This is a genomic window from Agromyces sp. P1_H4 (assembly GCF_056405255.1).
The window spans coordinates 1-587 of sequence record NZ_JBFUCL010000628.1 but is presented as its reverse complement, the minus strand read 5'-3'; the positions used below and the strand labels follow the sequence as shown (position 1 = coordinate 587).

The following is a 587-nucleotide window of genomic DNA, read 5'->3' as shown; positions in this document are numbered from 1 at the left end:
GTTCGGCCACGTGATCGTGCAGCTGTGGGCCGAGGCCGCGATCGATCCCGAGATCGGCGAGCTCGTGCAGTCCGTGCTGCAGCGGGTGCGCGAGACGGTGCGACAGCGGCTCGTCGAGTGGGCGTCGGCCGAGCCGGGCCGCGTCGACGGCGACCCCGGTGAATGGGCGACGCGAGTCACCCCGGTCATGGTCGGGATCGCACCCGGGTTCATGATCCAGCGGGCGATCGTGCCGGGCTTCGACGAGGAGGCGTTCCTCGCAGCCCTGCCCGAGGTGCTCCCCCACTGACGGCCGCAGACCGACGGATGCCGCGGGGAGGCGGCATCCGGGGCACGACGCGGGCTCGCGGCATCCGCTCGCCGTGTCAGTCGGCGTGGATCAGATGCCCTGCCAGCCGGGCTTGTGCGCCCAGGCGTGCCGGTAGTAGTCGAGGTTCTGCAGCTCGGACGCCGCGGCCTCGTCGACGATGACCGTCGCGTGCGGGTGCAGCTGGATCGCCGAGCCCGGCTGGCTCGCCGACACCGGGCCCTCGACCGCGGCCGCGACCGCGTGCGCCTTGGCCTCGCCGAACGCGAGGAGCACCAGG

General features: G+C 73.4%; 1 protein-coding gene and 1 pseudogene. One reads left to right on the top strand and one right to left on the bottom strand.

Going from position 1 to position 587, the window contains the following annotated elements:
• The coding region (locus tag AC1DY2_RS20480; protein ID WP_476764081.1) for a TetR family transcriptional regulator C-terminal domain-containing protein at nt 1-289 on the top strand (289 nt) is incomplete at its 5' end.
• Between the two features lie 90 nt (nt 290-379).
• Here AC1DY2_RS20480 and AC1DY2_RS20475 read toward each other — a convergent pair.
• Nucleotides 380-587: pseudogene (locus AC1DY2_RS20475) on the bottom strand (glucosamine-6-phosphate deaminase); the annotation flags it as partial.